This is a genomic window from Ruegeria sp. R14_0, from assembly GCF_017743975.1.
In the GTDB taxonomy this organism is placed as follows: Bacteria; Pseudomonadota; Alphaproteobacteria; order Rhodobacterales; family Rhodobacteraceae; genus Ruegeria.
In genome coordinates this window covers 285,517-310,794 of record NZ_JAGHRC010000002.1, presented here as the reverse complement: position 1 = coordinate 310,794, position 25,278 = coordinate 285,517, and the positions used below count along the sequence as shown (strand labels likewise).

Genomic DNA, 25,278 nt, shown 5'->3' with positions numbered 1-25,278 from the left:
GCGGGTTTGTCGTGAATCGAAAGGAGATGCGCGTGGATGACGTCGTAACACAGGTGGGTGCGTTCGCCCCGCTTATCATGAACGCGGTCAAGGCGTTGGTCGTTCTGATCCTTGGGTGGATCGTTGCCGGGGCTATTGGCGGCATGGTGCGCCGTCGGATCAATGCGACGCCGCATATTGACCAGACACTTGGGAACTTTGTCGCCAGCCTGGTCAAATGGGTAATCCTGGCCATGGTGCTTGTTGCCGTGTTGGGTATCTTTGGCATTCAGGCGACAAGTATCGTTGCCATTTTGGGTGCGGCGTCTCTGGCCATCGGTCTGGCCCTGCAGGGTACGCTGAGTGATCTTGCTGCAGGCGTTATGTTGGTCGTTTTTCGGCCCTACAAGCTGGGTCAATATGTCGATATCGGTGGCACTGCGGGAACCGTTAAGGACCTGAACCTGTTCACGACTGAACTGGTGACCCCGGACAATGTTCAGATCATCGTGCCCAACGGGCAGTCCTGGGGGTCGATCATCACCAACTACTCGGCCCATGATACGCGCCGCGTCGATCTGGTGTTCGGAATTGATTACGGCGACAGCGCGGATGAGGCGATGAAAATCATTCTGGATGTCGCACAGGCGGATGAGCGCATTCACTCCGACCCTGAGCCCTGGGTGCGTGTGACCAATCTGGGCGACAGTTCTGTTGATCTGACCGCACGCTTGTGGTGCGACGCTGCGGATTACTGGGACTTAAAGTTCGAGATCACCAAGGCGGTCAAGGAAGCGTTCGACGCGAAGGGCGTTTCGATCCCGTACCCACATTCGGTCGAGATCCAAAAACAGGGCTAAGCCCTCCCGCCCGTCGATCGGGCATTGAAATGCCCTCCTCCGGTTGGGCCCGGCGCCGCGCTGATTGCGCGGCGCGGTTTCATTTGTTCGACCCTTGCCCCTGAAAACAACCGCGCCGCGTCCAAGGACGCGGCGCTTTGCCCAACGCTGTAACGCACCCCCGTCAGGGGTGCTTTCAGGGACGGGAGAGGTCAGGCCTTGATCACAACGTTGGGCGATACGACGTCGATGCCCAGTGCTTTGCCAACCGCGTAGTAAGTCAGCTGACCTGCGTGCACGTTCAGACCGTTCAGCAGGTGCGGATCGTCTTGGCAGGCTTGCTTCCAGCCTTTGTCGGCCAGTGCCAGCATGAAGGGCATCGTCGCGTTGCCCAGGGCAATGGTCGAGGTGCGCGCAACGGCACCCGGCATGTTGGCCACGCAGTAGTGCATGATGCCGTCGACGTCGTAGATCGGATCGGCGTGGGTCGTTGCCTTCGAGGTTTCGAAGCAGCCGCCCTGGTCGATCGCCACGTCAACCAGAACCGCGCCGGGCTTCATGGTCGACAGTTGGTCGCGGCTGATCAGCTTGGGTGCTGCGGCACCCGGGATCAGAACCGCGCCGATGACCATGTCGGCGTTCTGGATCAGTTCCGCCGTGGCACCCGCAGTGGAGTACTGGCTTTTGAAAGTGCCGCCGAACACGTCATCCAGATAGCGCAGGCGCGGCAGCGAGCGGTCGAGCACAGTGACATCCGCACCCATGCCTGCCGCGATCTTGGCCGCGTGTGTACCTACAACGCCGCCGCCGATGACGATGACCTTTGCCGGGCCAACGCCGGGTACGCCGCCCATCAGAACACCGCGGCCACCATTGGCCTTCTGCAGCGTCCATGAACCGACCTGCGGCGCAAGGCGACCGGCAACTTCGGACATTGGTGCCAGCAGGGGCAGACCGCCATTGGCGTCTGTCACGGTTTCGTATGCGATGGCGGTGCAGCCGGATTCGATCAGGTCATGGGTTTGATCCGGATCGGGTGCCAGGTGCAGATAGGTGAACAGCAACTGGCCTTCGCGCAGCATTTTGCGCTCGCCAGCTTGGGGTTCTTTGACTTTTACGATCATGTCTGCTGTGGCAAACACTTCTTCAGCGGTGTCGACGATACGTGCGCCGGCCGCGAGGTACGACTGATTATCAAAGCCGGAACCCATACCGGCATTTGTTTCCATGATGACTTCGTGACCACGAGCAACCGCTTCCTGCGCGGCGTTTGGGGTCATGCCGACGCGGAATTCCTGGGGTTTGATTTCCTTGGGGCAACCGATCTTCATTTTTGCTCCTCCATTCATAAACTGCCCAAATTATGTGCAAGTTGGGATGCAATTTCTGTGAAACTCTGCCCGCTATTCGGTTTTTCTTCGCGAGATTATTCGCTATATTTGCATATCTGTGCAAAGGATTTGCGTGAATGAGCCTTGATACGACCGATAGAAAGATTCTGGCCGCCTTGCAGCGAAACGGCAGGATGTCGAACGCAGAGCTGTCCGATCAGGTGAACCTATCCCCGTCCGCCTGCCACCGGCGTGTCCAACGGCTTGAAGTGGAAGGGTACATTCGCAACTACGTTGCGCTGCTGGACGCGCGTAAAATGAACGTTCCCACAACCGTGTTTGTCGAGATCACGCTGCAAGGCCAGGCCGAAGAGCTTTTGGATGCTTTTGAAAAAGCGGTGGCGCGCATCCCGGATGTTCTGGAATGTCACCTGATGGCAGGGACTGCTGACTACATCCTGAAAGTCGTCGCCGAAAACACCGAGGATTTTGCCCGTATCCACCGTCAGTACCTGTCGCGGTTGCCCGGGGTGGCGCAGATGCAAAGTTCGTTTGCACTGCGCACTGTGTTCAAGACCACTGCACTGCCAGTGTGACAATCGGGCCGGCGCAATAAGCCTTTGAATTTTGGTACGTTTCAGGCACCGGGCCGCCCCGGGGTCCTGGCATTGCGGCAATTCTGACGCTTGTATCCCGGCGCGGCTGGGTCCACAAATGAACAAAGACCGTACGATTGCCTGTTTTCTTAGATCCCGTTGCGCGCCCGGAATTGAACCTGCGCGGGGTTTCATCAATTCTTCGGATGACATCAGGCGGTTACACTCTCTCGGTACGGTCGCAACCCGTTGACTATAAGGAGCAGATCTTGGCTTACGAAAACAATGGTGCCCCAAAGGATTGGCTGGAAGCCGAGTTGGAAGACACGCTGGACGAAGATTTTGAGATCGAGTTCAGCGAGCCGATGCTCTCGATGGAAATCCGCAAGATCTACAAGGATCAGCATCCCGACATGCTGGATCGCAAGGTCTATTTCCGCAATCTGCTGCGCTTGCAAGCCGAGTTGATCAAGGTTCAGGATTGGGTGCAGCACACGGGTGCCAAGGTCTGTATCCTGTTCGAAGGTCGCGACAGTGCCGGGAAAGGGGGGGTGATCAAGCGCATCACCCAGCGCCTGAATCCGCGGGTTGCACGGGTGGTCGCCTTGCCTGCACCCAGCCGCCGGGAACAAAGCCAGTGGTATTTTCAGCGCTACGTGCCGCACCTGCCTGCGGCGGGCGAGATCGTTCTGTTCGACCGGTCGTGGTACAACCGGGCAGGTGTGGAACGGGTGATGGGTTTTGCCACCGAAGATCAGGTTGAGCAGTTCTTTCAGGACGTTCCGGAATTCGAACGGATGCTGGTGCGCTCGGGGATTATCCTGCTGAAATACTGGTTCTCGATCACCGACGAGGAACAGCAGTTGCGATTCCTGATGCGCATTCACGATCCGATGAAACAGTGGAAGCTGTCGCCAATGGATCTTGAATCCCGCATTCGGTGGGAATCCTACACCAAGGCCAAGGAAGATATGTTCTTCCGCACCAATATTCCCGAGGCGCCGTGGTACATTGTCGAAGGCAATGACAAGAAGCGCGAGCGTCTGAATTGCATCGAGCACTTGCTGACCAAGATCCCTTATTCGGATGTGGCGCAGGAAAAGGTCAATCTGCCGGATCGCAAGTACAACCCGGAATATGAACGCCGGACGCTACCGGACGAGCTGTACGTGCCCAAGATCTACTGATGACAAAAGAGGCCGGAAAAACCGGCCTCTTCTCTTCTTTCTAGGTTAGGCGATTTCGACGCAGTTAACGTCGAATTCGCTGAACCACTCATAGTCCCAGAGTGTGTTCGTATCCGCAGTAGGCTCGGTCGTCTCAACATCCGCATCGGGCGTTCCGGTCGGCACGACGTCGACTGTCTCCGGGTCGGTCGCGGGGGGTGTTTCCACCGACGCAGACCAGTAAAAGTCGTCGAACTCGGCCTGGAGCGCGTCGAAGATCATCTCGAGCTGCGCAAGCAGAGCCCCGTAGTCAAAGCCACCATCGCCAATATCAACCGGCTCGGGGGCAGGCATTTCAGGCTCGGGAGTTTCGGTTTCGACGATCTCTGTTTCCGGCGTCTCAGCCGCTGGTTCCTCGGGAACTACGACCTCAGGCTCGGAGTCCTCGACAACGGTTTCAGGTGTCTCGGGCTCTGCTGGGGTGGGTTCCTCGGCCACAGGGGTTGGTTCCGGTGTTTGCGGCGGAGTCACAGGCGCTTCGGCTTCCGGCTCGGCGGGTTCTTCCACGACGACCGGGGTTTCGGTTTCGGCAGGATCATCCACCACAACAACCGGCGGGGTCGGGGCCGGAGCTGCAGGTGCATTGCCGGTATCCAGCACGACCTCAGCGTCGGTGGTCGCAAAATTCTGCGTGACCACAACTGCGTCATAGCCCTGCATATCGCCGCGTTCGATTCCGATCCCGATGTATTTGAAATCCGGGTTCAGAATGTTTGCCCGGTGGCCGGGGCTGTCCATTAGGCTTTGATGCAGCTGGGCCACATCATCGCTGATACCCGGCGCACCGCGTTCGGATTGCCAGGCGATGTTTTCGCCCGAGCGCCAGCTGCCGGAAAAATCAAAACCGGCATCGCGCATACGCTGAGTCGCCGAGGATCCGCCAGCTCCGGTGTGGCTGAAGACATCGGTATTCAGCATCCAGGCGCTGTGGTCTTCAGAAGACTCGTTCAGGCGGGTTTCAAGTTGTAGCGGTTGCAAACCGCGAGATGTACGCTCTTCGTTGATGAGCGCCAGCATTTCTAGCTCGAATGAACTTGCAGTCGACATAGTGCCTCCGTGGGGGTGTCTTGGTTTCGACGGCGCCAGTTAATGAAGCGACCGGAGGCTATGACAGGGCGTTTGGGATTTCGGGCGGGATTCGGCGTCTGCGTGCTTTCGAAGGATGATTCGTGCGCTGTATTACGCTGGGCAAAGTTCTGCTGGCCTCGAAATGGCAGCTTGTTGCACACCGCGTTCTGGAGATCGGCGGATTCGCACAGGCCCTGAGAACGACAAACCCCCGGGCAGGGCCTCGGGGGTCGTCAAATAGTGTCATCCAAAGCTGGACGAGGAAAGTCTTAGAGCAGACCTTCGCGCTGGGCTTTCTTGCGTGCCAGTTTACGGGCACGGCGGATCGCTTCAGCCTTCTCGCGCGCTTTTTTCTCGGACGGTTTCTCGAAATGTTGCTTCAGCTTCATTTCACGGAACACGCCTTCGCGCTGCAGCTTTTTCTTCAGGGCACGAAGCGCCTGATCGACGTTATTGTCGCGAACACTAACCTGCATGTGGTTGTCACCACCTTTCTAGATAGAGTTGCAAGGAAATTGCAGGAGTTGGCCGTATAGCAAAGCGGCTCTATCTTGTCTAGTACTGGCCCCGAGAACCGGAGAACCGCCATGACCGTGACTTATGAAGACGCCAAGCAACAGTTGTTGGATGCGATTGTGATCCACGTGCCGTTTGACGGCTGGTCCGAGGCCAGCTTTCGCGCTGCGGTCTCGGATTGCGATATGGATGACACTCTGGCCCGCGCGATCTGTCCGCGGGGCGCAGTGGATCTGGCGCTGGCATTCCACGCCCGTGGCGATGCAGCGATGGTCGAAAAGCTGAACACGACGGATCTGAGCGCGTTGAAATACCGCGATCGCATCGCCACTGCGGTCCGGTTCCGGCTTGAGGCGGTTTCCGACAAGGAACTGGTTCGACGCGGAATGACGTTGTTTTCGTTGCCCAGCAACGCGGCGGACGGGGCCAAGGCCCTTTGGCAGACCTGCGACCTGATCTGGGACACGCTGGGCGATACCTCGGACGATGTGAATTGGTATACCAAGCGCGCAACGCTGTCGGGCGTCTATTCCTCGACCTTGCTGTATTGGCTAGGTGACGATTCCCCCGACCACCAGAAAACGTGGGAGTTTCTGGATCGCCGCATTTCGGACGTGATGCAGATCGAAAAGATCAAGGCGCAGGTGAATGGCAACCCATTGTTCAAACCGTTTCTGGCAGTGCCGAATTGGCTGGCGGGTCAGGTCAAGCCGCCGCTGAAAATGCGCGCTGACCTTCCGGGGATGCTGAACCCGCGCAAGTAAGCGTCTGGGCCTTCCAGAAATTGCCTGCTAGGCATTGGGCAAAGGAGAATTGCCCATGACCCAGATGATGCGCGCCGTCGAGATCACCAAACCGGGTGGTCCGGATGTTTTGCAGGTGACAGAACGACCGATCCCGGACCCACAAAACGGTCAGGTGGTCCTGAAAGTGGCCTATGCGGGGGTAAACCGTCCCGATGCATTGCAGCGTGCCGGGGCTTACGATCCGCCTCCGGGTGCCAGTGATCTGCCGGGTCTTGAGGCCTCGGGCGAGGTGGTTGCCATCGGTGCGGGGGTCGAAGGTTTGGCGGTTGGCGATCAGGTATGCGCCTTGCTGCCCGGTGGCGGCTACGCAGAATACGTCGCAACACCGGCCGCGCATTGCCTGCCTGTGCCGAAGGGTATGGGTTTGAAAGAGGCCGCATGCCTGCCCGAGACGTTCTTCACTGTCTGGTCGAATGTTTTCACACGCGGTGGTCTAAAGTCTGGCGAGCGGTTTCTGGTCCATGGTGGTTCCAGTGGAATTGGTACGACGGCGATCCAACTGGCCCATGCCTTTGGTGCACGGGTTTTCGCTACCGCTGGTTCCGACGAGAAATGCGCGGCGTGCGAAAAGCTGGGCGCCGAAAAAGCGATCAACTATCGCGATGAGGACTTTGTTGGGGTCATGCGAGCCGAAGGCGGGGCGAACCTGATCCTCGACATGGTCGGAGGGGATTACATCCCGCGCAACGTCAAGGCGCTGGCCGAGGACGGGCGTCTGGTCCAGATCGCATTCCTGCAAGGGCCGAAGGTCGAGTTGAACTTTGCCATGATGATGGTGAAACGTCTGACGCTGACCGGCAGCACGCTGCGTCCGCAATCCGATCTTGCAAAAGCGAAGATCGCGCAGGATCTGCACGAGGCGGTCTGGCCGTTGTTGGATGCCGGGAGGGTAGCCCCTGTCATGGACAGCGAGTTTGATCTGACCGAAGCCGCTGCGGCACACGCGCGGATGGAAAGCTCGGGCCATATCGGCAAGATCGTCCTGAAGGTCGCTGGGTAAAAGGACGGGGCGCGTGCCGCGTGGTCGCTCAGGCCACCGCGCGGCGATACAGATGCCACGTCGCGTGGCCAAGCACAGGCATCACAACGATCAGCCCCAGCAGCATCGGGATTGCCCCAATGATCAACAGAGCGGCTACTATAAACCCCCAGGCCAGAATGACGCCGGGGTTTTGCCGCAGCACCCGGACCGAGGTCACCACGGCCACGGGCAGGCCGACCGGTCTGTCCAGCAACAGGGGGAAGCTGACCACACTGATTGCCAGCGCGATCAAGGCAAACAAGAACCCGACCGCGTTTCCGAACAGGATCATGGTCCAGCCCGCGCTTGTGGTGAAAACTTCGCGCAGGAAAGCCCCCAAAGATGTCGGCACGTCAGGTCCTATCGTATGCGCAAAAATGCTCTGAGCTGCCATCAGCCAGATCAACAACAACATCACAAGGTAGAACCCCAGCGCCAGAATCGCGCCGAAGGACGGGGACCGGAACACCCCGAAGGCATCCAGCCAGTGAACTTCTTTCCCCATTTCGCGTTTGCGGCTGATTTCATAAAGACCAACGGCGGCAACCGGGCCGATCAGTGCAAATCCCATGATCAGCGGTGCCAGCAGTGGCACCATGTTGCGGTTCAGGCCAAACCCGAACATCAACAGACCGGCGATCGGGTAGATCAGCACGACAAAAATGGCGTCCGCTCGCGTTTCCAGAAAATCGTCATACCCTGCGCGCAAGCAGTCCTTCAGGTCCTGCATCGTCACGGTTTGAACCTTGGGCAGATGTCGGGTGTCCGCACTGCCGATGCGGTTGACGCTTTCCGCTATATGATCTCCGGTCGCCCCGATGTTCCGGGCGGCCCAACTAATTGGATTCCCAATTGTTTTGGCCATCGTGATCCCCTCCTTTAGCCAGCGGCGTGGCGGGGTGAATCCGGTGCAGGTTGCCCTTGGCCGGACCAGCCGGCAACGCTCGGCTCCTATTATAGCACAGTTTTTCGCCTTGCGGTTGCGTTGCGGCGGAATCCTACCAATTGCCCTTATTTTCAGCCGTGTTAGCTTGGCGTCAGGCAACAGGAGGTCAGCATGCAGCAAACGGCAAGAACCGTCGTCATCCATGAACACGGCGGCCCCGAAGTTCTACAGATCGAAGACCGTCCCTTGGGTGATCCCGGCCCGGGCGAGGTTCGCATCCGTCACAAGGCTTGCGGACTGAATTTCATCGACGTCTATCAGCGCACCGGTCTGTACCCCCTGGATTTGCCGCACGCGCTGGGCATGGAAGCCGCAGGCGTGATCGAGGCCGTGGGCGAAGGTGTCACGCACTTGGAACCCGGCCAGCGAGCGGCCTATGCATCGGCACCCTCTGGGGCATATTGCGAGGCGCGCGTGATGCCCGCAGCGCAGGTGTGTCCTCTGCCCGAAGGAATTTCCTATGATGCGGCCGCTGCGATGATGCTTAAGGGCATGACGGTCGAGTATCTGTTCCACCGCACAACACCTTTGAAACGCGGCGATACGGTTCTGTTTCATGCAGCCGCTGGTGGGGTGGGGCTGATTGCCTGCCAATGGGCCAAGTCCGAGGGGATCACCCTGATCGGAACAGCGGGAACTGATGAGAAATGCAGCCTGGCCCAGTTCAACGGGGCCGCGCATTGCATCAATTACCGGACCGAAAACTTCGCAGAGCGCGTGGCTGAGATTACCGATGGCAAGGGCGTGGATGTGGTGATGGATTCCATCGGTGCGGATACGTTCAACGGGTCGCTGGATTGTCTGAAACCCTTGGGGATGATGATCTCCTTCGGCAATGCCTCGGGGCCGGTGCCGCTGATGGATATCGGTATTCTGGGCAAGAAGGGGTCTTTGAAGATCACGCGCCCCACCCTGTTTACACATATCGCCGATCACGCCGTCTGTCAGGCAATGGCGCGACGACTATTCGGCAAGGTCGAGGGCGGAGAGGTCAAGATCCACATCGATCAGCGGTTCCCGCTGGATCAGGTGGCCGAAGCGCACCGGGCTCTCGAGGCGCGCCAAACCACTGGCAGCACGGTGCTGGAGCTTCAGGACTGACCGTGCAGCCCTGAAACGCAAAACGGCGGCAGAGTTTTCTGCCGCCGTTCTGTTGTTTTGCTTAGCAAGACTATTGCTGCAGCTCAGCTGGTGTCTTGTCCGCAATGGTTTCCCAATTGGCGCTGGCTTGGTCGATAAAGCCCGGAATGTCACCTTCCCAGCGTTGCTGGATGTCTTGCGACAGGTTCAGGTACAGCTTGTTGTCGACGATCTTCCAGTAGTTCGGGTCACCGTCAAACTTGAAGCCCATCGCGGCACCAAATGCGCAGTAGCCGCCATATGCGGGCAGGTATGCCTCGGGGTTTTCTTCGAACGCGGCTTTGTTCTCTTCATTGGCAAAGCGGTACAGCGCGTCATTGTGCAGCGCGGTGATGCGGTAGTCACCTTTGGTCGGCTCACCCTCGGTGAAGTAGGCAACCGGGTCATAGCCCTGCAAGGCCAGACCGGTCGAGCTTGCGTTCAGTTCGACCCCTGCGGCCAGAGCCGAGCTTGCGATCGCGACAGACAGCGCAACGCCGCCGATGAGAGATTTGAACTTGTTCATGGTTTTCACCTTTCGTGAACAGGGCCACCCGATGACGCAGAAAATTGCGCCCAGACAACCCGTTGTTTTTGTCCGTGCAGCCGGTAATTGGCTGTCACGAAACCCAAGTGGGCAGGCGGCTCATCACGTTCAAAGCAATCAATTGTGAATGTGCAGATGTGAAGAGGTGTTGTTCAGAAATGCAGGGCTGAACCTAGGGGTCGGCAACGAAATCCAAGACGAAATCCATGACTTTTTCTGCGGGCATCTCGCAGGGGCGCAGCAAGTCGCCGCTGTTAGTCTGATAAAGGTTGAGGCTGATATAGTCCCCGCCGCCCAACTGCTGGGCGACCAGCTTATGGGATTTTCCGCGGGCCATTTCCGTTCGGCTGACGATGTAGCGCCTGCCATGCGCGCGCCCGGTCGATGACCCCTTGGGGATGCGAAAAAAGGCGTTCAGAAAGGCGTCAGGGGCGCTCAAGATTGTCCAATTTTGGGCTCGGTGCCTGCCCTGATGCGGCCAATGTTGGCACCGTGGCGCCAGAACACCAGCCCGGCCAGCAGGATGCCCAAAAGCAGTGCGTTCGCATCCGTCAGGACCAGAACCCAGACGATCGACATCCCGGCGGCGACAAGTGCGGCCAGCGATGAGATCCGCCAGATCGCGGCCGCCACAAGCCAGGTCAGGCAGCAGGCGACGCCGATGCGCCAGTCCAGCGCCAGCCAGATCCCAAGAAAGGTGGCAACACCCTTGCCGCCCTTAAAACCCAGCCAGATCGGAAAGCAGTGGCCCAGAAATGCGGCCATCGCGGCGATCTGAGCGGCGTCTTCTCCGGCGAGGGTACGGGCCAGCAGCACCGCGACGGCCCCTTTGGCGGCGTCGAAGATCAGGGTCAGGGCGGCTGCGGCCTTGTTGCCGGTGCGCAGCACGTTGGTTGCACCGATATTGCCCGACCCGATATTGCGCAGGTTGCCCAGGCCCATGACCTTGGCGATCACCATGCCGAAAGGGACAGATCCCATCAGATACCCAAGGGCGGCCCAAAGGATCAGCTGGGTCATTGCACTGTCGATGATCGGCATCAGGGTCTCCGGTAAACTTCTTGTCCTGCAACGAAAGTCGCGGTGACCTTACCCTGCATGCGCTGGCCGTCAAACGGCGTGTTCTGGGACTTCGATTTTAGCGAGAACCGGTCCAGCACAAAGGGAACATCCGGGTCGAACAGCACCAGATCGGCGGGGGCTCCTTCGGACAGGCGACCGCTATTCAGGCCCAGCCGGTTGGCGGGGTTCAGAGACATCGCGCGAAACAGGGTCGGCAAGTCCAGCTGGCCTGCGTGATACAGGCGCAGCGCGGCGGGCAACAACGTCTCCAGCGCCACCGCGCCCGAGGCCGCCTCTTCAAACGGCAGGCGTTTACTTTCCTCGTCTTGCGGTGTGTGCATCGAGCTGATCGTATCGATCAAACCAGTACGTACCGCTTCGATCCCCGCTTGCCGGTCGTCCTCGGACCGTAGCGGCGGCTTGACCTTGAAGAAGGTGCGATAGTCGGCCACGTCCAGTTCGTTCAGCGTCAGGTGGTGGATCGAGGTGCCTGCTGTGATGTCCAACCCGTTACGCTTGGCGCGTTCCAGCGCAGGCAGGGCGCGGGCGGTTGTGATTTGGTCAGCGTGATAGGCGGCCCCTGTCATTTCCAGCAGCGCTATGTCACGGTCCAGCCCCATGCGTTCCGCCATGGGGGAAACAGCGGGTAGGCCACGCAGCACAGCAAACTTACCACTGGTCGCCGCAGCGCCGTTGCTGAGAATGGGCTCTTGCGGGTGGGCGATGACCAGCGCGCCGCAGGCCCGGGCATAGGTCAGGGCGCGGGAAAACACCTTGGTGTTGGCAACGACATGGTCGCAATCAGTAAAAGCGACCGCCCCGGCATCCTGCAGAAACCCGATCTCGGTCATCTCGCGCCCTTCGCGCCCTTTGGTCAGGGCGGCCATCGGCAGAACGTTGACCGGCGTATCGGCCTGTGCCCGTCGGGTAACGAACTCCAGACTTTCCGGGGTGTCGATGGCCGGAGTGGTGTCGGGGCGGGTCACGATCGTGGTCACGCCCCCCGCGGCTGCGGCCAGTCCGGCGGATTTATAGCTTTCCTTGTGACGCTCACCCGGCTCACAGACTTTGACACCGATGTCGACGATACCGGGGGCAAGACACTGCCCGCCGCAATCGATGGCCTCTGCGCCCGAGGCTGGGGCATCGCCTGCGCCAAGGTCAACGATCCGACCATCCGAGACTTGCAACCATCCAATGCTTTCCGTTCCCTGTTCCGGGTCGATCAGACGGGCGTTGGTGAAGGTGATGTTGCTCATGCCATTGCCCTTTCGATAGCGGCTTTGGTTGCAGCTGGATTGGCCTGGTATTTGATAAGATGTTTGTCGCCGCCCTTGGTCACGATCTGGACAAAGCTGCCCAGGATATTCACGGCGGCGATCTGGTTCAGGGCGACCTTGCGTGGGCCGGGGCCGGTCAGGGTGGTTTCTGTCATTTCCCAGTTGGCGACCAGCTCTTCCGAGGCCAGATACCAGGCGCGAACAACCACGGCGGCCAGCCCGGCAGGAGCACCGGTCCAGACATAGGGATTGCCAATCAGCCACAGGACGATCATCGCAACGGCCATAGCCCCGGCAGCAAGCCATGCGTTGGTGCGAATGTAGGTGCCCCTGTCGGGGGTGAAGATCACAGGATCAGCCACAGAAGTCCTCCGATGGCAAGAAGGATGATCACCGCCAGAACTGCCGACCCGATCCGACGCGGGTTTTCATCCGAAACTGGCGTCTGGGGGGCCGAATACGGCTTGGCGCTTTCGGTTTTTATGGTTCCGCCGGCCCAGTTTGTGGCCTCTTCTGTGTAAAGGCCGATCAGGCGCAGCCGCGGGTCGGGTTTCAGTTTAGTCGCGCGGTCGTGGAACGCCGCACTGCGCAGGACCATGACCCAGCCATCGATACCGGCTAACATCTCCTGATCCAGTTCATCCTTGGACACGCCGCAGCCTTCGTTCAGGTAGCCATAAAGGCCCAGATCCTCGAGGTCAGAGACAGGGAAAATGTCGATCTGATCAGGGTCCAGCCCTTCAACCCCCAAGATCTGATCTGCGGCTCCGGGCTCGCGCAGAAACTTCGCCTCTTCCGGGCGCATATCCAGCGCGAACAGGCGGATTACACCGCGTTCATGGGGGGCGACGGTCAGATCACTCATGCGGCCTCGCTCAGGTTGCGGGCCAGCAGGTCCATCGCGGCCATGCGGACGGCGACGCCCATCTCAACCTGTTCCTGAATGACGGACCGATTGATGTCGTCAGCCAGCGTTCCGTCGATCTCGACCCCGCGGTTCATCGGACCGGGGTGCATGACTATGGCGTCGGGCTTGGCCTGCGCCAATTTGGCACCGTCGAGGCCATAGCGGTGATAGTATTCGCGCTCCGAGGGGATAAAGCCGCCGTCCATCCGCTCTTTCTGAAGCCGCAGCATCATCACGACGTCGACGTCCTTCAGGCCTTCGTTCATGTCGTCGTATATCTCGGCACCGAACTCGGCGAACTGGCCGGGCACCAGAGTCGGCGGGCCGATCAGGCGAATGCGGTTTTCCATCTTGCCCAGCAAGATCAGGTTTGACCGCGCCACGCGGGAGTGCGCGACATCTCCGCAGATCGCAATGTTCAACCGGTGCAGGCGACCTTTGGCGCGGCGGATGGTCAACGCATCCAGCAGCGCCTGCGTCGGATGTTCGTGCTTGCCGTCACCCGCGTTCAGCACCGCACAATTCACTTTCTGCGCCAGCAAATCGACCGCGCCGGAATGGGGATGCCGCACAACCAACAGATCGGGATGCATTGCATTCAGCGTCATCGCCGTATCGATCAGCGTTTCGCCCTTTTTGATCGAACTGGCCTGCATCGCCATGTTCATCACATCTGCGCCCAAACGCTTGCCTGCGATCTCGAAACTGGCCTGCGTGCGGGTGGAGTTTTCAAAGAACATATTGATCTGGGTTAGCCCCGACAGCACGTCGGAATGCTTGGTCGACTGGCGGTTCATGTCGACATATTTTTCGGCCAGATCAAGAATGGCGGTAATATCAGACTGTGACAGATGCTCGATGCCAAGAAGGTGACGATGGGCGAAACGCATGGGCGGGCTCCTGTCTGACAATCGAGCCGCTTATAAGAAGCCGCGCTGCGCAAGGCAACCTAAGGATCAGACCCTTCCGGCAGTTTCTCGCATCCGCCTTTGGGCAGGCACTGTTCCCCGGGCTTGCACCATTTGCCATAGCCGCAATCGACGGCCTTGACCGGCACGCATCCCTGATTTCGCGAACACTTGAACCCTTGGCGACATTGCGAGCCGGTTTTCTCACAAAAATACCAGCCCGGGCGCGAACATCCCCCACCCGGCAGGCATGACGTTCCCGAGGCACAGGTTCGCCCGTCGTCACACGTGCGCGGCGGCAGGGTCAGAAAGTCGGGAGTGTTTTTCTCGCACTCGCCTCGGGCATTGCAAAAGCTACCGCCGGGACAGTCCAGCCGAGATCGGCACTTGTTCAACCCGGCTGGTGCACAACGCGTGCCGCCCGCAACGCAACGTTCGAACGGGCCGCAGGTTCTGCCGCCGCCGCAATAGGTGCCGCCCAAGGGGATACAGCGACCGTCAAAGCTGCACCTTTGGCCGCCAGAGCAGCAGGTGCTGCCGCATTTGAACTGCCCGGCACGGCACTGGCCATATCTGTCCGGAAACTGCGCAGAGGCCGGGCCGCTGAACACGGTCAGCAGCAAACTGAACAAAAGGAATCGCAAAACACACAACATGAACAGGCCAATGGTCGGCGCGACGGACCGCCCAATCAAGGCCTATCTGCTTTCCCTCGGTCAAAAGGTGGTTAGATTGAGGGTTATGGAATCGGCTTTGGACTATCATACCGCGCGGGCGCTGCTGGAATGGCAGATTGAACTGGGCGCAACGGATGCGATCGGGGATACACCGATAGATCGGTATGCGCTGCCGGATAACGCACCAAAAGCCAAAAAGCCCCCACAGGCTCAGACCGCGCCCGAGAAGCCCAAAGAGGTGGATCCCGTCGCAGTTGCCAAATCCACGGCTCAGGCCGCGAGATCGCTGGACCAATTGCAAGCGGCTATGGGCGCATTTGACCATTGCGAACTCAAACGCGGCGCGCGGCAGTTGGTTTTCGCCGACGGCACGCCGGGTGCCCGCGTGATGATTATCGGAGAAGCACCGGGCCGCGATGAGGATCGCGAGGGTAAGCCTTTCGTGGGACGCGCCGGGCAATTGCTGGACCGGATGCTGGCGGCGATTGACCTGAACCGGGCCGAGAACGTTTATATCACCAACGTCCTGCCATGGCGTCCGCCGCAGAACCGCGACCCCAAGCCCGAAGAAATCGGCATGATGAAGCCGTTTCTTGAACGCCATGTAGCGCTTGCTAAACCCGAGGTTCTGGTGGTGATGGGCAACATCAGCTGTCAGGCCGTTCTGGGCAAACGGGGCATCACGCGGTTGCGGGGTCAGTGGGATCAGGCGATGGATCTGCCAGTGATCCCAATGTTTCACCCGGCCTACCTGTTGCGCCAACCACAGATGAAACGGCAGACCTGGGCCGATTTGCTCGAGTTGAAAGCAAGGTTGGAGGGCAAGGCGTGAAAATCCTCGCATTCTCGGACCTGCACATGGCGCGCAATCGCGCAGCCGAGGTGGTGGCGGCCAGCGACGAGGCGGATCTGGTCATCGGGGCCGGGGACTATTGCAACATGCGGCAGGGGCTGGGCGAGGCGATGGCGATGCTGTCTGGCATCAACACCCCCCTGATACTGGTTCCGGGCAATGCGGAAAGTGCCGGTGAACTGGTCGATGCCGCACCCGAAGGTGTGCACGTGCTGCATGGTACCGGCATGACGGTGGACGGGCTGCGTTTGTTCGGCCTTGGCTATGGAGTTCCGGTGACGCCGTTCGGCGACTGGTCTTGCGATCTGACAGAGCCCGAAGCGGCCGAGCTTTTGGACAGATGCGATGGCGCTGATATTCTGATCGCCCATTCTCCACCCAAGGGTCATGGCGATACCACGTCGATGGGCGACGCGGTTGGTTCGGTTGCCGTGCGGGATGCGATCGAGCGGTTGCAGCCGCAATACGCTTTGTGCGGTCATATTCATGACAGCTGGGGGTATCGCGGCTCGATCGGCGTAACGCAGGTCGCCAACCTGGGCCCCAAGATAAATTGGTTCGAGGTAACCACATGATTGACACGGTTACGCTGCTGGCCTTCATCCCGGCAGCTCTGGCGCTGAATTTCACGCCCGGCGCTGACATGATGTTCTGCTTTGGTCAGGGTCTGAAGTCAGGCTCCAGACCGGCGCTGGTGGCCAGCGCGGGTGTTGCGACCGGGTTGTTGGTGCATGTTTTGCTGGCCGGTCTGGGCTTGGGCGCGGCTGTGAACAGCCTGCCGTGGCTATTCGATGTGATCCGTTGGGTGGGCGTGGGGTACCTGCTGTACCTGGCGTGGGGAGCCATACGAAACGGTGCCGTCTCGGCGGATGCACCACCCAGACCCACGCGGTTCGCGTTTCGGGATGGGCTGATCGTGAATCTGACCAACCCCAAGGTGATCCTGTTTGTACTGGCCTTTATCCCACAATTCGTGAACCCGGCCGCGGGCTCGATCCTTGTGCAGTTCCTGACGTTTGGCGCGATTATTGCGATCGGCGGTTTTGTGGTGAACGGGCTGGTTGGCATTTTTGCCGGTGGCGCAGGCAAAATGCTGATCTCGAACCCGCGCGCCTCACGCATCATGGGTTGGGTGACCGGAGGGATTTTCACGGCCCTCGCCGTTCGACTCGCCATCATGGAAAGGGCCTGACGCAATATGTCACGCATTGACGAAAGTCTTGAATTCATTCCGATCCGTATTGCTATTCTGACCGTTTCGGACACGCGGTCTGTCGAAGATGATCGCTCGGGCCAGACATTGGTCGAACGGATCGAGCGCGCGGGTCATGTCTTGGTTGACCGCAAGATCATCCGTGACGAGCGCGGTGAAATCGCGGCGCAACTGCGCCTGTGGGTCGGCGATCCCGAAATTGATGTCGTGATTTCGACCGGTGGCACGGGTCTGACAGGCCGCGACGTGACGGTTGAGGCACATCGGGACGTTTACGAGAAGGAAATCGACGCCTTCGGCACCGTTTTCACCATCATTTCAATGCAAAAGATCGGTACTTCAGCGGTCCAGTCGCGCGCCACGGGTGGTGTTGCCGGCGGGACTTACCTGTTTGCTTTGCCGGGCAGTCCGGGCGCGTGCAAGGACGCCTGGGACGGGATTTTGGAGAAACAGTTCGACTACCGCCACCGTCCCTGCAACTTTGTGGAAATAATGCCCCGATTGGACGAACATTTGCGACGGAAGTAGACTGGCCGCACGTTTAAACATTCGTAACCGCTTTGTGGCTTGGCATTTTCTGCTGTGCGGCTACCTTTTGTGAATGGCAGCCTGATGCAACCGGGGTGATTTTTATATGCGATTTCTGAGGCAAAGCCTTGTAGGAGTCTTTCTGGCGTCGCTGACGCTGGCACTGTTGTTTGTGGCCGCGCAAATGATCTCGGGCGCAGTGCAGGACGTTCTGACGCGCGAAGACTCTGCCCCGCAGGCGCGCGAACGCGTCTTTGCTGTGACAGTGCGGCCAGCGGAATTTGAAACGGTTACCCCGAACCTGGAAGCCTTTGGCGAAGTTCAAAGCCGCCGCAGGCTGGAACTGCGGGCCGCTTTGGGTGGGCGCGTTGTTGGGCTGTCCGAGGATTTTGAAGATGGTGGCGCAGTCACCGCTGAGGAGATTTTGGTCGAACTGGACCCTGCTGATGCCCAGTCTGCCTTGGATCGCGCCAAGTCGGATCTGCTGGATGCGCAGTTCGAAGAGCGGGACGCAGAACGGTCGTTGTTGCTGGCGCAGGACGAGTTGAACGCGGCCGAGGCGCAGGCAGAACTGCGGGGGCGCGCGTTGCAGCGCCAGCAGGACCTGCAAACCCGTGGTGTTGGGGCTGCAGCCGCGGTGGAAGAGGCCGAACTGGCCGAGGCTGCGGCGCAGCAAGCGGTTCTGGCGCGCCGGATTGCGCTGGCTCAGGCCGAATCCCGCGTGGATCAGGCGACAACGCTGCTGGCCCGGGCCCGCATCGCGCTGGAAGCCGCAGAACGCGATCTTGATGACATGACCATCCGCGCCCGTTTTAGCGGGACACTGACCGATGTGACGCTGGTCGAAGGGCGATTGGTGTCCGCGAATGAAAAGCTTGCTGAGCTTGTCGACCCCACTGCGCTTGAGGTCGCCTTTCGTGTCTCGACCGCACAATACGTTCGATTGCTGGATGCCGATGGCGATCTGATCGACGCGCCGGTTACTGTCTCGCTTGAGGTCACGGGAACCGATCTGACAGCCCAGGGCCGCATCAGCCGTGACAGCGGCTCGGCGGGCGAAGGTCAGACCGGGCGATTGATTTATGCCCGATTGGATGACGCCTCGGGATTCAAGCCGGGCGATTTCGTAACCGTCACTGTCGAGGAGCAACCGCTGGACAACGTTGTGCGACTGCCGTCGTCGGTTCTGGATGCCGTTGGTACGGTTCTGGTGTTGGCTGAAGGCGACCGGCTCGAGGCGTTGCCGGTAGAACTGATCCGCCGCCAGGGGGACGAAGTTCTGCTGCGGGGCGAAGGTCTGGAAGGGCGCGAGATCGTGATTGCTCGCACACCGCTGCTGGGCTCAGGCGTGCGGGTGCGGCCGTTGCGAATTGACGAAAACGCCGGAGCCGCGCCGGATATGGTCGAGCTGTCAGAGGAACAGCGCGCTCGGCTTGTCGCTCAGGTTGAATCCAGCACTCGCATGCCCGAGGCCGTCAAGGAACGGGTTTTGGGCCAACTCAGCGAGGCCAAGGTGCCTGCATCGTTGGTGCAGCGACTTGAAAACCGGGCTGGGGGCTAGGCGTTATGATGCGCGAAATCCCCGGCGCAGCGGGCGGCATCCTCAGCTATTTCACGCGTCACCGCACGGTCGCAAATCTGCTGCTTCTCGTGATGTTGGTTCTGGGTGCTGCGGCGATCCCGAACATGCGGGCTCAGTTCTTTCCCGATGTCATCCTCGAACGTGTCGACGTTAATGTGGAATGGGACGGGGCCGGTCCCGAAGATGTCGACAACGGCATCGTTCAGGTCCTTGAACCCGCCTTGCTGGCCGTTGAGGGGGTTGCCAGTACCGAGGCGACCTCTCGCGAAGGTCGCGCTAGTATCCGGTTGGAGTTTGAACCCAATTGGGACATGTCGCGGGCTGTCGAAGAAGTGCGCACGGCGGTCGACAGTGTCACAAACCTGCCAGACGACTCGGAAGAGCCGACAATCCGTCGCGGGGCATGGCGGGATCGGGTGACCGATGTGGTCGTTACCGGTCCGGTCGACCCTGATCAATTGGCCAAATTCACGGACGAACTGATCAACCGTCTCTTCGCTGTCGGCGTCACGCGCACGACAATCCGGGGCCTTGCCGCGCCTCGCATAGTGGTGGAAATTTCAACTGCTCAGTTGATTGCCAACGACATAACGCTGTCCGAAGTGGCGTCAGCCGTTGCCGCCGAGGTGAATGCAAATCCTGCTGGGGATGTGACCGGCGCGAATGCCCGTATTCGCACGGGAACCGAGAAACGCACGCCTGAAGAAATCGAAGGCATCGCCCTGCGTAACTTTGCCGATGGGTCCAAGCTGCTTGTGGGTGATCTGGCGCAGATTCGGGTCGAAGGGGTCAATCGCGATCGCAGCTACTTTGTCGGCGAAAACCCGGCTATGTCGATCAGGATCGACCGTTCGAACCTCGGCGATGCGATCGAGATCCAACACACTGTCGAAGACGTCGTGCGTGAAATGCAGGCCAGCCTGCCCGAAGGTGTCACGGTCGAGCTGATCCGCACCCGTGCCCAAGCCATCACCGACCGTCTGGATATTCTGGTCGATAATGGTTTGGTGGGATTGGGCCTTGTGGTTTGCCTGCTGTTCTTGTTCCTGAACGCGCGCATCGCCTTTTGGGTTGCCGCCGGGATTCCGGTCGCAATGTCTGCGGCAATTGCTTTCATGTATATCGGCGGGCTGTCGATCAATATGGTTTCGCTGTTCGGGCTGATCATCACGCTTGGCATCGTCGTTGATGATGCCATCGTTGTGGGTGAACATGCCGATTTCCGCGCGCGTCGTCTGGGCGAGGCACCGGTGGTGGCCGCCGAGCGCGCCGCGCGGCGCATGGCGATGCCGGTCTTTGCCGCAACCCTGACAACAGTGATTGCCTTTTTCGGTCTGACCGCAATCGGGGGCAGGTTCGGGGAATTGATCCGCGACATCCCCTTCACCGTAATCGCGGTTCTGATCGCCTCGCTGATCGAGGTATTTCTGATCCTGCCCAACCACATGGCCCATGCCATCGCGCATTCGGCCAAGGAACACTGGTATGATATGCCCAACCGCGTGGTCAATCGCGGATTCCGTTGGGTGCGCGATCATCTGTTCCGCCCGCTGATTGCCTGGGTCGTCTGGGGACGCTACGTGGTCGTGGCGCTGATGGTGGTGATCCTGGCCAGCCAATTGGCCTTGTTCATCCGGGGCGACGTGAACTGGCGGTTCTTCAACGCACCGGAACGTGGTTCGGTCACAGGCAACTTCATCATGGTCGAAGGAGCCACCCGGGACGACACATTGGCCATGATGCACGAGCTGCAGCGCGCCGCTGACGAACTGGGCAAAATCTACGAAGAGCGGCACGGCCGTAACCCGATCGATTATGTGCTGGCCGAAGTTGGCGGCAGCGCAGGCTTTGGGCTGTCCGCTGCGGATGGTAAGGACAATGATCTTCTGGGCGGAATTTCGATCGAGCTGATCGATGCCGACCTGCGCCCCTATTCCAGTTTCGAATTCGTGGGAGAGTTGCAGGATTTCGTCCCGCGTCATCCCAAGGTCGAGCTGCTCAGTTTCCGCGGCTGGCGGTCCGGTCCGGGCGGCGATGCCATCGATGTTCAGTTCTATGGCGCGGATGTGAACACGCTCAAGGCTGCGTCCGAAGATTTGCAGACCGAATTGTCCAAATACCCCGAGGTGTCGGCTCTGGAAGACAATCTGGCCTATGACAAGGAAGAATACATCCTCGACCTGACAGCGCAGGGCGAGGCGCTGGGCTTCCGCATTGAAACGCTGGGCCGGGTATTGCGCGACCGGCTGAACGGGATCGAGGCGGCGACATTCCCAGATGGTCCGCGTAGCGCCGAGATCAGGGTCGAGCTGCCCGAGGGCGAGCTGACAGCCGACTTCCTGGAGCGCACACTGATGCGCACGCCGGACGGTGTCTACGTGCCGTTGGCCGATATTGTCTCGGTCGAGCGGAAATCCGGTTTCTCGACCGTCCGGCGCGAAAACGGTCTTCGGGTGATCGCGGTGAATGGTGATATCTCGGAAGACGACCCGGCGCAGGCGGCAGAGATCGCGCGCGCCATGGGCGAAGAAATCCTGCCCAAGATCGCCTCGGAACGGCAGGTCGAATGGCGCATGGCTGGATTGAGCGAACAAGAGGACGAGTTCTTGTCCGAGGCGCGAACAGGCCTGATTCTTTGCCTGACCGGTATCTATCTTGTGCTGGCCTGGGTTTTCGCCAGCTGGTCGCGGCCGCTGGTTGTGATGGCAATTATTCCGTTCGGCTTGGTGGGCGCGATCTGGGGACACTACCTGTGGGATGTGCCGCTCAGTATGTTCACGGTTGTCGGCCTGCTGGGGATGACGGGGATCATTATCAACGACTCGATTGTTTTGGTGACAACAATCGACGAATACCAACAAGAGCGCGGACTGGTGCCGTCGATCATCGAGGGCACGGCAGACCGGTTGCGCCCCGTGATGCTGACCACGCTGACCACGGTTCTGGGTCTGACCCCATTGCTTTACGAAGGCTCACAACAAGCGCAATTCCTCAAACCCACCGTCATAACGCTGGTGTACGGCCTTGGCTTTGGCATGTTGCTGGTGTTGCTTCTGGTTCCGGCGCTGTTGGCCATTCTGAACGATCTGTCCCGCCCAATGACAGCGATGCGCCGGGCCGCCCGCGCGCCGGACCGCGTGGTGCAGGGGGCGTTGGCCTGTACAGGTCTGGCGATGCTGATCTGGTTTGGGCTGACAATGGTCTGGCCTGCGGTCTATGGCGCGCCTATAGGGGCGGTGTCCGGGCTTTATGCCGCCGAAGATGGTATCGCCATTTTGCAGATGGGGCTGGGTGCATTCCTTGCTGGCGCTGCCGTTATACTGGTACTTAGCGTCACGGTTTCGGGTCTGGTGTATTCTCGGCTGAAAGGGGCGACGACCTAGGCGCGGGAAAGGGCGGTTTCCAGCAAGTCGATAACACGGTTGCTCATCGGCAGATCGCCTTGGCGGATCTGATCCAACGGGAACCAACGTGCATCCAGCGCATCATCGCCTGCGACCGGCGTTCCGGATTGGTACTGGCAAGCCACTCCAACCAGCAGGTAATGCACCAGAGTTTCGCCACTTTCATTCCGGCGCAACAGGTCGAGGTTGTCCAGATAGTGCAGCGGCTCGGCGATGACCGCAGTTTCCTCGCGCAATTCCCGCTGTGCGGCCTCAAGGACGGTTTCACCCCATTCCACGTGACCACCGGGGAACCCCCACAAACCTGCGTCCGGTTGCTTGCTGCGTTGCACAAGCAATACGTGATCCTGATGCAGGACAACCGCCAAAGCGCCGATTTTCGGGGATTGGGTCATGATCTCATGGGGCTTAGCCTGCGCTGCACCCTTTGATGTCCACGGCGTGATTGGCCCCCAGAACGGTGATCCGAATCTCGGAGCGGTCCAGCGCAAATGGCCCGCCCGCCGCGTTGATCACCTCGGACGTCGCGACAAGCGTATCGCCCGCCCGCGTGGTCTGAGTTTGCGAGGCCCAAAGGGCAGGGTTTCCCGGTTCGATCACCGCGACCTCGCGCCCGCCGGCCGAAGGCATGGTAACCCGCGCTTCGATCTGCATTCCGTCAGATGTAGGCGACAGGCGACAGCTGGCCTGAGACACACTCGCCTCTTGCGCCGAGAATGGCCTCTGAGCAAGCGCTGCCGCGATCGCAGGGTTGCGCCCCGCCTCGGTATCCAGCGTGTGATTGAATTCCAGTTGTTCAGGGATGCAGACATCCTTGCAGACGCCCAGATCCATTGTTCCCTTCAGCTTTATGGGCTTGGAAGGGTTCTTCGGCGTGATCTCGACCGGCAAAACCAGTTGGTTTTCATATCCGATCGATTGCAGCCCGTTCTGGTCGAATACATCCGGGGCGGGCCAGGTAATCGACACGTCGCCCACATTGTTGGATTGGTTCCAGTCGAATTCTGGTGGAATGCCCGCGTCACCCGGTGCGCGCCAATAGGTCTTCCACCCGTCCTGCAGCGTCACGCGCACGGCGCCCAGGTAAGTGCCTTGTGCGGTGCGCCCGCCGTCCAGAATATCCAGCTCGGCCACAGGTCCATTGACCTGCGCTGTTGCGGGCAGGGACAAACCGATGGTCAGAGCCATCGCAGGGACCGTGATCTTCATGTTCATGTCCTATAAATGCGCGGTCAGCGCCGGGATTCCAAGTCACGTTCCGGTCACCGGGATGAAATCTGCGGAAATATGCGCTGATCCCTTGCTATTCCGGGTGACCAAGGGTCATTGTTGCCACAGACCTACCAAGAGATGTCGGCCTATGGATCTTACCGGAAAACTGTTGATTGCGATGCCCGGCATGGGTGATCCGCGCTTTGATCATTCGGTGGTGTACCTGTGCAGCCATGGCGAAGAAGGCGCGATGGGCCTGATCATCAACAAACCGTCGGATCTGCGGCTGAAGACCTTGTTGGGCCAGCTCAATATCCCGTGCCGCATCCCTGTTGTGGGTGAGCGTCTGGTCCATTTTGGCGGCCCGGTCGAGATGTCGCGCGGATTTGTCCTGCACAGCTCAGACTATGAGGCCAACCTGCACTCGATGCAGATCGACGAAGATTTCAGCATGACCGCGACGCTGGATATTCTCGAAGACCTGGCTTCGGGACGCGGGCCTTTGAACTCAACTCTGGTCTTGGGCTATTCCGGCTGGGGGCCGGGGCAGCTTGAGGATGAGATCGGCATGAACGGCTGGTTGACGACCGAGGCGTCCTCGAAATTGGTGTTCGATGTGCCCGATGACGAAAAATGGGAGGCCGCGCTGGCAACCTTGGGCGTTGACCCACTGATCCTGTCGGCCGATTCTGGGCGTGCGTGACTAGCGTGGGGCAGCGGCCCGACGCAGGCGGTCATTGATCGCTGCACCCAAACCGTGCTGCGGAATCGGCGTGACGGCAATGGGCCTGCCGGTTTCGTTCAGCTTGTGCAGCGCAGCGAACAAGGTCGCGGCTGCCTCAGTCAAATCACCGGCAGCTGACAGGTTCAGGTCGCAGTCCACCGGTCCAAAACCCAATAAAACTTCGTCACCCTGAGCGCTGCTGGCGTTCAGGCGAACGGGCGCATCTGGCGCGTAGTGGGATTGCAGTTGCCCCGGCGCATTCAGCGCGTCGCCGGGTTGATGGTGATGCAGTTGCGTGTGCAGAACAGCTTCGATTTGTTCCAGTGCGACACCACCGGGGCGCAACAGGGCGGGCTCACCCGCAAGGCCCACAATCGTGCTTTCCAAGCCGACGCCGCAGGGCCCATCGTCCAACACCGCAGCGATGCGTCCGTTCAGGCCAGCCAGTACATGAGCAGCCGTCGTGGGGCTGATTTGCCCCGACGGATTGGCCGAAGGCGCAGCGACCGGCCCATCGAACGCGGTTAGAACGGCACGCGCGGCGGGGTGCGCAGGGACACGGACGGCAAGGGTTTCCAACCCGGCGGTGACCAGCGAGGAAATGCCGTGACCGGGGCGCAGCGGCAGAACCAGAGTCAGCGGGCCGGGCCAGAATGCGTCGGCCAAGGCCTGTGCCTGATCGGACCACGCCACAAAACGCTGCGCGGCTTCGACCGAAGCCACATGCGCGATCAGAGGGTTGAAGCTGGGCCGCCCCTTGGCGGCATAGATGCTGGCGACGGCCTCGCCATTGCGGGCATCGCCGCCCAAGCCATAAACTGTCTCGGTCGGGATGGCCACCAGCAACCCCTGCCGCAAAAGGTCTGCGGCCTGCGCGATTCCGGCCGGATCTGCGGATAAATTCATTGTGCCGTTGGGGATCATGGGTGGTGAC

The 25,278-nt window shown here is 59.9% G+C and carries 28 protein-coding genes; 13 read left to right on the top strand and 15 right to left on the bottom strand.

Features of this window, described 5'->3' with window-relative positions; all coding sequences use genetic code 11:
- Positions 1-32: 32 nt before the first annotated feature.
- Positions 33-839 (top strand): mechanosensitive ion channel domain-containing protein, encoded by an 807-nt coding sequence (locus J7416_RS07620; protein WP_209224129.1) that lies wholly within the window; start codon positions 33-35, stop codon positions 837-839.
- Between the two features lie 191 nt (positions 840-1,030).
- Here J7416_RS07620 and ald read toward each other — a convergent pair whose 3' ends face one another.
- On the bottom strand, positions 1,031-2,149 hold the full coding sequence (gene ald, locus J7416_RS07615) for an alanine dehydrogenase (protein ID WP_209224128.1): 1,119 nt from the start codon (positions 2,147-2,149) through the stop codon (positions 1,031-1,033).
- Positions 2,150-2,286: 137 nt separating this feature from the next.
- On the opposite strand from ald, the gene J7416_RS07610 reads away from it, so the two are divergent.
- Entirely contained in the window at positions 2,287-2,745 is a 459-nt protein-coding gene (locus tag J7416_RS07610; RefSeq protein WP_209224127.1) for an Lrp/AsnC family transcriptional regulator, read from the top strand.
- A 269-nt stretch (positions 2,746-3,014) separates the two neighbouring features.
- Complete coding sequence (gene ppk2, locus J7416_RS07605; protein ID WP_209224126.1) at positions 3,015-3,932, top strand: polyphosphate kinase 2; 918 nt, start codon at positions 3,015-3,017, stop codon at positions 3,930-3,932.
- Positions 3,933-3,977: 45 nt separating this feature from the next.
- On the opposite strand, the gene J7416_RS07600 is transcribed toward ppk2, so the two are convergent.
- Positions 3,978-5,018: a CAP domain-containing protein gene (locus J7416_RS07600; protein WP_209224125.1), complete on the bottom strand. Its 1,041-nt coding sequence runs from the start codon at positions 5,016-5,018 to the stop codon at positions 3,978-3,980.
- 290 nt (positions 5,019-5,308) lie between these two features.
- Positions 5,309-5,515 (bottom strand): 30S ribosomal protein S21, encoded by a 207-nt coding sequence (gene rpsU / locus J7416_RS07595; protein WP_005614280.1) that lies wholly within the window; start codon positions 5,513-5,515, stop codon positions 5,309-5,311.
- Between the two features lie 111 nt (positions 5,516-5,626).
- Between rpsU and J7416_RS07590 the strand changes: the two genes are divergently transcribed.
- Both J7416_RS07590 and J7416_RS07585 read left to right on the top strand, forming a co-directional pair.
- Positions 5,627-6,319 (top strand): COQ9 family protein, encoded by a 693-nt coding sequence (locus J7416_RS07590; protein ID WP_209224124.1) that lies wholly within the window; start codon positions 5,627-5,629, stop codon positions 6,317-6,319.
- A 55-nt stretch (positions 6,320-6,374) separates the two neighbouring features.
- Positions 6,375-7,361 carry an NAD(P)H-quinone oxidoreductase gene (locus J7416_RS07585; RefSeq protein WP_209224123.1) on the top strand — a complete coding sequence of 329 codons (987 nt, stop codon included), beginning with the start codon at positions 6,375-6,377 and terminating at the stop codon, positions 7,359-7,361.
- A 28-nt stretch (positions 7,362-7,389) separates the two neighbouring features.
- On the opposite strand, the gene J7416_RS07580 is transcribed toward J7416_RS07585, so the two are convergent.
- Positions 7,390-8,247 carry a DUF2189 domain-containing protein gene (locus tag J7416_RS07580; protein ID WP_209224122.1) on the bottom strand — a complete coding sequence of 286 codons (858 nt, stop codon included), beginning with the start codon at positions 8,245-8,247 and terminating at the stop codon, positions 7,390-7,392.
- A gap of 192 nt (positions 8,248-8,439) precedes the next feature.
- Between J7416_RS07580 and J7416_RS07575 the strand changes: the two genes are divergently transcribed.
- Positions 8,440-9,429, top strand: a complete 990-nt coding sequence (locus J7416_RS07575) for a quinone oxidoreductase (RefSeq protein WP_209224121.1) — start codon at positions 8,440-8,442, stop codon at positions 9,427-9,429.
- Between the two features lie 70 nt (positions 9,430-9,499).
- Here the strand turns inward: J7416_RS07575 and J7416_RS07570 are convergent, their stop codons facing one another.
- From J7416_RS07570 to J7416_RS07535, 8 genes are all read right to left on the bottom strand, one after another.
- Complete coding sequence (locus J7416_RS07570; protein WP_170426955.1) at positions 9,500-9,973, bottom strand: YHS domain-containing (seleno)protein; 474 nt, start codon at positions 9,971-9,973, stop codon at positions 9,500-9,502.
- A 193-nt stretch (positions 9,974-10,166) separates the two neighbouring features.
- Entirely contained in the window at positions 10,167-10,433 is a 267-nt protein-coding gene (locus J7416_RS07565; protein WP_209224120.1) for a hypothetical protein, read from the bottom strand.
- Positions 10,430-11,035, bottom strand: a complete 606-nt coding sequence (gene plsY, locus J7416_RS07560) for a glycerol-3-phosphate 1-O-acyltransferase PlsY (protein WP_209224119.1) — start codon at positions 11,033-11,035, stop codon at positions 10,430-10,432. The genes J7416_RS07565 and plsY overlap by 4 nt, the downstream gene beginning before the upstream one ends.
- Positions 11,035-12,315 carry a dihydroorotase gene (pyrC, locus tag J7416_RS07555; protein WP_209224118.1) on the bottom strand — a complete coding sequence of 427 codons (1,281 nt, stop codon included), beginning with the start codon at positions 12,313-12,315 and terminating at the stop codon, positions 11,035-11,037. The genes plsY and pyrC overlap by 1 nt, the downstream gene beginning before the upstream one ends.
- On the bottom strand, positions 12,312-12,698 hold the full coding sequence (locus J7416_RS07550) for a hypothetical protein (protein WP_348540250.1): 387 nt from the start codon (positions 12,696-12,698) through the stop codon (positions 12,312-12,314). The genes pyrC and J7416_RS07550 overlap by 4 nt, the downstream gene beginning before the upstream one ends.
- Positions 12,683-13,201 carry a hypothetical protein gene (locus J7416_RS07545; protein WP_209224117.1) on the bottom strand — a complete coding sequence of 173 codons (519 nt, stop codon included), beginning with the start codon at positions 13,199-13,201 and terminating at the stop codon, positions 12,683-12,685. Before J7416_RS07545 ends, J7416_RS07550 begins: the two co-directional genes overlap by 16 nt.
- The gene (locus J7416_RS07540) at positions 13,198-14,133 is read right to left on the bottom strand and encodes an aspartate carbamoyltransferase catalytic subunit (RefSeq protein ID WP_209224116.1); all 936 of its coding nucleotides are present in this window, start codon (positions 14,131-14,133) and stop codon (positions 13,198-13,200) included. The genes J7416_RS07545 and J7416_RS07540 overlap by 4 nt, the downstream gene beginning before the upstream one ends.
- A 409-nt stretch (positions 14,134-14,542) precedes the next feature.
- On the bottom strand, positions 14,543-14,722 hold the full coding sequence (locus tag J7416_RS07535) for a hypothetical protein (protein WP_209224115.1): 180 nt from the start codon (positions 14,720-14,722) through the stop codon (positions 14,543-14,545).
- 170 nt (positions 14,723-14,892) lie between these two features.
- On the opposite strand from J7416_RS07535, the gene J7416_RS07530 reads away from it, so the two are divergent.
- The 6 genes from J7416_RS07530 to J7416_RS07505 all read left to right on the top strand — a co-directional run bounded on the left by J7416_RS07530 (position 14,893) and on the right by J7416_RS07505 (position 22,387).
- A complete protein-coding gene (locus J7416_RS07530; RefSeq protein ID WP_209224521.1) occupies positions 14,893-15,660 on the top strand; it encodes a uracil-DNA glycosylase in 768 nt (255 codons plus the stop codon).
- Complete coding sequence (locus J7416_RS07525) at positions 15,657-16,256, top strand: metallophosphoesterase family protein (RefSeq protein WP_209224114.1); 600 nt, start codon at positions 15,657-15,659, stop codon at positions 16,254-16,256. The genes J7416_RS07530 and J7416_RS07525 overlap by 4 nt, the downstream gene beginning before the upstream one ends.
- On the top strand, positions 16,253-16,873 hold the full coding sequence (locus tag J7416_RS07520; RefSeq protein WP_209224113.1) for a LysE family translocator: 621 nt from the start codon (positions 16,253-16,255) through the stop codon (positions 16,871-16,873). Before J7416_RS07525 ends, J7416_RS07520 begins: the two co-directional genes overlap by 4 nt.
- A 6-nt stretch (positions 16,874-16,879) precedes the next feature.
- The gene (moaB, locus tag J7416_RS07515; protein ID WP_209224112.1) at positions 16,880-17,422 is read left to right on the top strand and encodes a molybdenum cofactor biosynthesis protein B; all 543 of its coding nucleotides are present in this window, start codon (positions 16,880-16,882) and stop codon (positions 17,420-17,422) included.
- A 106-nt stretch (positions 17,423-17,528) separates the two neighbouring features.
- Entirely contained in the window at positions 17,529-18,983 is a 1,455-nt protein-coding gene (locus tag J7416_RS07510; protein ID WP_209224111.1) for an HlyD family efflux transporter periplasmic adaptor subunit, read from the top strand.
- A 5-nt stretch (positions 18,984-18,988) separates the two neighbouring features.
- Entirely contained in the window at positions 18,989-22,387 is a 3,399-nt protein-coding gene (locus tag J7416_RS07505; protein ID WP_209224110.1) for an efflux RND transporter permease subunit, read from the top strand.
- On the opposite strand, the gene J7416_RS07500 is transcribed toward J7416_RS07505, so the two are convergent.
- Together J7416_RS07500 and J7416_RS07495 are read right to left on the bottom strand one after the other, a co-directional pair.
- Positions 22,384-22,803, bottom strand: coding sequence for an NUDIX hydrolase (locus J7416_RS07500; RefSeq protein ID WP_209224109.1), 420 nt, complete (start codon positions 22,801-22,803; stop codon positions 22,384-22,386). The genes J7416_RS07505 and J7416_RS07500 overlap by 4 nt on opposite strands.
- Positions 22,804-22,816: 13 nt before the next feature.
- Positions 22,817-23,617: a protein-disulfide reductase DsbD domain-containing protein gene (locus tag J7416_RS07495; protein WP_247744170.1), complete on the bottom strand. Its 801-nt coding sequence runs from the start codon at positions 23,615-23,617 to the stop codon at positions 22,817-22,819.
- A 151-nt stretch (positions 23,618-23,768) separates the two neighbouring features.
- Here J7416_RS07495 and J7416_RS07490 point away from each other — a divergent pair, with 151 nt between their 5' ends.
- Entirely contained in the window at positions 23,769-24,323 is a 555-nt protein-coding gene (locus J7416_RS07490) for a YqgE/AlgH family protein (protein ID WP_209224107.1), read from the top strand.
- Here J7416_RS07490 and J7416_RS07485 read toward each other — a convergent pair whose 3' ends face one another.
- The gene (locus J7416_RS07485; protein WP_209224106.1) at positions 24,324-25,268 is read right to left on the bottom strand and encodes an L-threonylcarbamoyladenylate synthase; all 945 of its coding nucleotides are present in this window, start codon (positions 25,266-25,268) and stop codon (positions 24,324-24,326) included.
- Positions 25,269-25,278 lie beyond the last annotated feature (10 nt).